The sequence below is a fragment of the Kitasatospora sp. NPDC051914 genome, assembly GCF_040680995.1.
In the GTDB taxonomy this organism is placed as follows: domain Bacteria; phylum Actinomycetota; class Actinomycetes; order Streptomycetales; family Streptomycetaceae; genus Kitasatospora.
In genome coordinates this window covers 1-5,344 of sequence record NZ_JBFAXX010000143.1, presented here as the reverse complement: position 1 = coordinate 5,344, position 5,344 = coordinate 1, and the positions used below count along the sequence as shown (strand labels likewise).

7 protein-coding genes are annotated in these 5,344 nt (G+C 75.1%); 6 read left to right on the top strand and 1 reads right to left on the bottom strand.

The window, feature by feature from the left end:
* Positions 1–406 precede the first annotated feature (406 nt).
* The 6 genes from AB0M03_RS39355 (at position 407) to AB0M03_RS39330 (ending at position 4,811) form a co-directional block, all read left to right on the top strand.
* Positions 407–640 (top strand): toxin-antitoxin system HicB family antitoxin, encoded by a 234-nt coding sequence (locus AB0M03_RS39355; RefSeq protein ID WP_363501562.1) that lies wholly within the window; start codon positions 407–409, stop codon positions 638–640.
* Positions 637–1,062 (top strand): fic family toxin-antitoxin system, toxin component, encoded by a 426-nt coding sequence (locus tag AB0M03_RS39350; RefSeq protein ID WP_263105354.1) that lies wholly within the window; start codon positions 637–639, stop codon positions 1,060–1,062. The genes AB0M03_RS39355 and AB0M03_RS39350 overlap by 4 nt, the downstream gene beginning before the upstream one ends.
* Positions 1,063–1,109: 47 nt before the next feature.
* Positions 1,110–1,958: a putative RNA methyltransferase gene (locus AB0M03_RS39345; protein ID WP_363501558.1), complete on the top strand. Its 849-nt coding sequence runs from the start codon at positions 1,110–1,112 to the stop codon at positions 1,956–1,958.
* Between the two features lie 229 nt (positions 1,959–2,187).
* Positions 2,188–3,480 (top strand): ATP-binding protein, encoded by a 1,293-nt coding sequence (locus AB0M03_RS39340; RefSeq protein WP_363501555.1) that lies wholly within the window; start codon positions 2,188–2,190, stop codon positions 3,478–3,480.
* A gap of 89 nt (positions 3,481–3,569) precedes the next feature.
* Entirely contained in the window at positions 3,570–3,968 is a 399-nt protein-coding gene (locus AB0M03_RS39335; protein ID WP_363501565.1) for a nucleotide pyrophosphohydrolase, read from the top strand.
* A 171-nt stretch (positions 3,969–4,139) separates the two neighbouring features.
* Complete coding sequence (locus tag AB0M03_RS39330) at positions 4,140–4,811, top strand: DUF6099 family protein (RefSeq protein WP_363501552.1); 672 nt, start codon at positions 4,140–4,142, stop codon at positions 4,809–4,811.
* Here the strand turns inward: AB0M03_RS39330 and AB0M03_RS39325 are convergent.
* Complete coding sequence (locus AB0M03_RS39325; protein WP_363501549.1) at positions 4,802–5,032, bottom strand: hypothetical protein; 231 nt, start codon at positions 5,030–5,032, stop codon at positions 4,802–4,804. The genes AB0M03_RS39330 and AB0M03_RS39325 overlap by 10 nt on opposite strands.
* Between the last annotated feature and the right edge of the window lie 312 nt (positions 5,033–5,344).

Below are 5,344 nucleotides of genomic sequence, written 5' to 3'. Positions count from 1 at the left end.
CTTGTCCCTCCCCCCCCCCCCCCGCCCCCCTCCCGCCGGGTCCCCCCCCGCGGGCCCCCCCCCCCCCGGCCCGATCGGTCCCCCCCCCCCCCCCTCCACGCGGGCGTCCCCAGCCGCCCGCCGATCGGCGTTCCGGGGCCGGTGGCCGCCGTCCGGGAGGCGGTGGCGGGAATTCGCCGTACACCCGTTCGCGGCCGGCCGGCAGCCCGCAGGACACCCGGATGCCGGGTTCCGTTCGCGTCGGACGGTTCCGCGCAGGTCGGGGCCGTTCCCGTGCGGCGGGCGCCGCCCGGGCCGCCCGGCTGGTTTCCGGTGGGGCGCGAACGGACATCTGAGGGGAGCGGGTGCGGAGAGGCGGCCGGAATGCGCCCTTGCTGTGCTAGCACCCCAGCGCTAGCTTGAAGTCATGACCAAGAAACAACTCAACGTACGGGTGGACGCAACCACCGCCGAGATGGCCCGGGAACGGGCCGAGCAGCAGGGGATCAGCATGAACCAGTACATCGAGCGACTCGTCCAGCAGGACATGGGCGAAGCAGGACGCCTCTTCGTGGACACCGCGGCACAGTTCATGAAGGAGTACGAGACGGCCTTCCTGGCCGAGTTCGGGGAGCCGGGCGCCCAGGATGTGCGCCGTTGAAGCTCGAGGTCGACCTCTCGTGGCTGCTCATGACCGCTGAGCAGTACACCCCGGGCGACCCCCAGGTCACCGACTACGGGTCGCTGCTGGCCGCGGTCGCCCGGCACCAGGCCGAGATCTTCGACATCGCCGTCTACCCCGAACCCCACGACCGGGCAGCGGCCCTGATGCACCAGCTGATCCGCATCCCCTCGCTGGAGCGGAACAACGAGCTGTTCGCCACCGCCGTCGCCTACGCCTACCTGGTGGCCAGCGGCTGCAGCGTCGCCACCACCGCGCGCGAGGTCCGCAGCCTCGCCCGCGGCATCCGGGAGGGCAAGATCGGCGTCAGCGGGGTCGCCGAACGGCTCTCCGCCTGGGTCGTCGACGAGCCCGAGGAGGAAGAGGTCGGCGGGGACGACGACGAGGACGACACCGACTGACTCGTTAGGCTTGGGCCCCACCCCCGAGCCCGACGAGGAACGCGACGTTGCTGCAGGACATCGAGCCCCACCTGGCCTGCCCGCACTGCGCGCAGCACCTCGCCCTCGACGGCCGCACCCTGCGCTGCCCCGCGGGGCACAGCTTCGACCAGGCCCGGCAGGGCTACGTCAGTCTGCTCCCCGGCGACGCGCACACCGGCACCGGCGACACCGCGGAGATGGTCGCCGCCCGCGCCGACTTCCTCGCCGCCGGACACTACCTGCCCATCGCCGAGGCGCTCGCCGAGGCCGCCTCCGCCGCTTTCGACGGGCGCTCCGAAGAGCGGGCCGAGGGGCTGGTCGCCGACCTCGGCGCCGGCACCGGTCACTACCTCGCCCACGTCCTGGACCGCCTCGGCGGCCCGGCCGGAGCCGCCCTCGACATCTCCAAGTACGCGCTGCGCCGCGCCGCCAAGGCCCACCCGCGGATCGGCGCCGTGGTCTGCGACGCCTGGCGCCCGCTGCCGCTGCTGGACGGCTGCGCCGACCTCGTCCTCAACGTCTTCGCCCCGCGCAACGGGCCGGAGATCCGCCGCGTGCTGCGCCCCGGCGGACGCCTGCTGCTGGTCGCGCCGACCGGCCGTCACCTGCGCGAGCTCGTCTCCGGCCTCGGCCTGCTCTCGGTCGACGAGGAGAAGGAGCGCCGCATCGACGAGAAGCTCAGCCCCTGGCTGGGCCTTCTCGACCGCACCGAGGTGGAGTTCACCCTGCGGCTCTCCCGGACGGACGCCGCCGCCGTCGTCGGCATGGGCCCCAATGCCTGGCACACCGCCCCGGACCGGCTCGCCGCCGCGCTCGAGGCCCTCCCGGAGCCGGTCGAGGTCACCGGCTCCGTCCGGCTCGCGGTCTACGGCTGAGCCGGAGCCCGGAGTCCGGGCGTGGGAACGCGGACTTCCCGGGGCGTCCTCGGGAGCGCCGACCGCTCGGGGACGCGGACTCCCCGGGAGGGCCTCGGGAGCGCCGACCGCTCGGGGACGCGGACTCCCCGGGAAGGCCGTGGCGGGCGTGTGCGAATGCTGAGCCGTTCGTGTGAACCGGCCGGAGCAGGGACGTTTCATCTGGCGGATCGGCCGCTAGGGTCCCCGGGTGACCAGCGAAGCCGCAGCTCCCGCCGCCCCGATCGCCCGTCCCACCCGCCGCCCTGCCGTCGAGGAACTCCGGCTCACCTCGTTCAAGTCCTACCGGCGCACCACGCTGCCGCTCACCGGCCTGACGGTGCTCCACGGCCCCTCCGGCGTCGGCAAGTCGAACGCCCTGGACGCCCTGGCGGTGCTCTCCCGGCTGGCGATCGGCGAGGAGATCGGGCCCTCGTTGGACGGCATCGGCGGCACCGCGGGGCCGCTGGCCGGGCCGGTGCGCGGCGGGCTCGCCGGCTGCGTCCCGCACGGCCGCAACGCGATCATCCTGGGCTGCACCGTCCGCTCCTGCGCCGGACCGATCCGCCTGGAACTCGTCGTCCGCACCGACGGCCGCGTCCGGGTGGCCCGCGAATGGCTGACCCTCGCGGGCGAGACCCTGGTGGAGACCGGCGAGCAGGACATCGCCCAGGGCCGGGTCAACGTCACCTGGCACAACGACACCCGGCAGGGCGACATCCGGGCGCCCTTCCCCAGCGACAGCCTGATCACCGCCCAGATCCCGCTCCGGGTGGCCGGCTCCTCGCCCGGCGAACGCAAGGTGCTCGCCGCCGCCGAGCAGATGCTCACCGCACTGCGCGAGGTGTTCCCGCTGCACCCCGTGCCGGCCGCGATGCGCAGCTGGACGAGGCCGGAGCCGCAGGCGCGGCTGGTCGGCACCGCCTCCAACATCTCCGCCGTCCTCGCCCGGCTCTCGCAGGAGTGCAGCCGCCGCTACGGGCGCCTGCTCAAGGCCGTCCAGGCCGCCGCGCCGCACCCCCTGCTCGGACTGGAGGTCGCCCGGCGCGGCGAGGGCGTCCAGGAGCGGCTGATGGCCGTCTTCGACGAGGGCGTGCTCGGACGCACCGGCGCCGACCAGGCCTCCGACGGCATGCTGCGGCTGCTCGCCTTCGCGGCGGTGCTGCTCACCGGCGCCGGCGTGCTGGACGTGGACGCGGCGGCCGAGGTGCCCTCGGCCCACCGGCAGCTCACCGTCCTCGCCGAGGACCTCGGGGCCGGCCTCGGCACCGAGCAGGTCGCCTCCCTGCTGCGGGTCGCCCACGAGGTCTGCGCCAAGGGGGACGTCCGGCTGCTGGCCGCCCTGCAGGAGCCGTCGGCGGCCGCCGACGTCGACGGGGTGGACATGGTCGAGTGCCGCCGCGACCCGGCCAGCGGCCACAGCGTGCTCGTCCTGCCGGACCGGCCCCGGGTTCCGCTGCAGACCGTTCGTGGCGACGGCGATGCGGTAGACCTGGGGGCGTGAGCGACCACATCGACCCCGTCCGGCCCGAACCCCGCCGGCCGGACGCCGAGCAGCCCGCCCCTGCCGCCCGCGGGCCCGAGGACGACGCCCTGGTGCGGCTGAGCCGGCGGCTCGCCGACTTCGCGGCGGCACGCAACTGGCAGCCGTACCACACGCCCAAGAACCTGGTGGCGGCGCTCAGCGTGGAGGCCGGCGAGCTGCTGGAGATCTTCCAGTGGCTGACGCCGGAACAGGCCGACGACGTGATGGCGGACCCGGAGCGGGCGCACCGGGTGCGGGACGAGGTGGCGGACGTCCTGGCGTACCTGCTGCAGTTCTGCACGGTCGTCGGGGTGGACCCGGCGGAGGCGCTGGCCGCGAAGATCGAGCGCAATGAGCAGCGGTTCCCGGTACCGGAGGCGGCGCCGCCGGAGCACTCGGTGCCGGGGCACTCGGGGCCTGAGCACTCGGCGCCGGGCGACGATCAGTCCGGCGATCGGACCGGCTGAGCCGCTTCCGGCCGTAAAGCTCCCCCGAGTGGGTGATGCCGGTTGTCCACAGGGGCGGGTTTTCCACAGGTCTGCGGCGGGCGGGCCGTGAGGACAGGGCCTGCCCGCACGCTTGCGTCGTGACACACCGTCGGCAACGGCGGTCCGATGCGAGCGAGGGGAGCGGCGGTCATGGACGCGCTGCGACTGATCAAGACGGCCCGCCATGCACTGGCCGAGGCGAGGACGGTGCCCGACGTCCTGCAGGAGGCCCGTCAGGCCGGGCTGCTCACCGAGGCCGTCGGCGCGCGGATCGCCGAGCAGGAGCAGGGCGGGATCGGCGCCCTCGGCCGGCTGCTCTGCGACGCCGGCTCGCACGCGGCGGGCTGCCTCGACCACCCGCCGGACGATCCCGATGCGGCCGGCGGCCCGGAGGGGGACGGCGGTCCGGGCGCGGAGTGGACGTGCGGCGGCCGGGCCGAACGCCTCGGCGAGCTCGGCGAGCTCGAACCGGTCCTGCAGGAGCTCGGCAGCCTGCTCCACGAGGTCGCCGAGACCCTCGTCGTGCTGGCCTGCGGGGCCGAGGCGGAGAGCGTCTACTGGCGCTGCATCGACGGCGTCGACGCCGGGGCCGAGTGCAAGGACGTCGCGGCCGAACTGCTGCGCGCCGTCCGGCGGGAGAACGGCTCCCTGCCGCCCGGGGCCGACCCGGCGGACTTCACGGACCCGGTGGACGTCCCGGACGCCGTGGACGACTTCGCCGGGGAGGACCTTCCGGACACGGACACGGACACAGGTACCGGCGGTCCGGTGCTGGCCGTCCGGCTCGAGCCGCCGGTCGCTGCGGCCGTGGGTCACTCGTGAGTGCCCTGCTCGGGGGCCTCGTCGTCCGGCGCGCCGGCCCGGGCGGCGGACGACCGCAGGTCGACGCCGAGGCCGGCCAGGTTGGCGCTGACGGTCGCCAGCAGCTCCTCCATCTGCTGCAGCAGGTTTTTCGACGCCTCGGCCGCGGCCAGGTCGTGCGCGAGAGGCACGGACGCCCCGGGGGACGCCTCCGGGGACGGCTCGGACACGGGATCGGACATGGGGGTGTCCTTCCAGCTCGGTGGTGCGGAGTGCGGCGACCGATACCGGCCCCGCCGGTCCAACGACCCCCGCCCGCGGGCGGTCACCTCGTACCACCCGTTGAGTCCAAGACCGCCGCCGCATCGGCCCACCGGGTGATCACGGCTTGCGGCCCGCCGTGGGTCGGCCGGACGGCCCGTCCCCGGCCGTCCCCGTCCGCCGCTTCGTGCGGCCCCGACAACGGACGCGGGCCCGGGGCCGCGCTCCACGGCGCCGGCCGCGCCGGCCGTGTAGTTCTCGGTGTACCAGCCGTTGCGCAGGAAGGTGTCCGG

Bases quoted from the DNA above. Each gene is read 5' to 3' on its own strand.
- AB0M03_RS39355 (WP_363501562.1), top strand. From the start codon at position 407: ATGACCAAGAAACAACTCAACGTACGGGTGGACGCAACCACCGCCGAG.
- AB0M03_RS39330 (WP_363501552.1), top strand. From the start codon at position 4,140: ATGGACGCGCTGCGACTGATCAAGACGGCCCGCCATGCACTGGCCGAG.
- AB0M03_RS39325 (WP_363501549.1), bottom strand. From the start codon at position 5,032: ATGTCCGATCCCGTGTCCGAGCCGTCCCCGGAGGCGTCCCCCGGGGCG.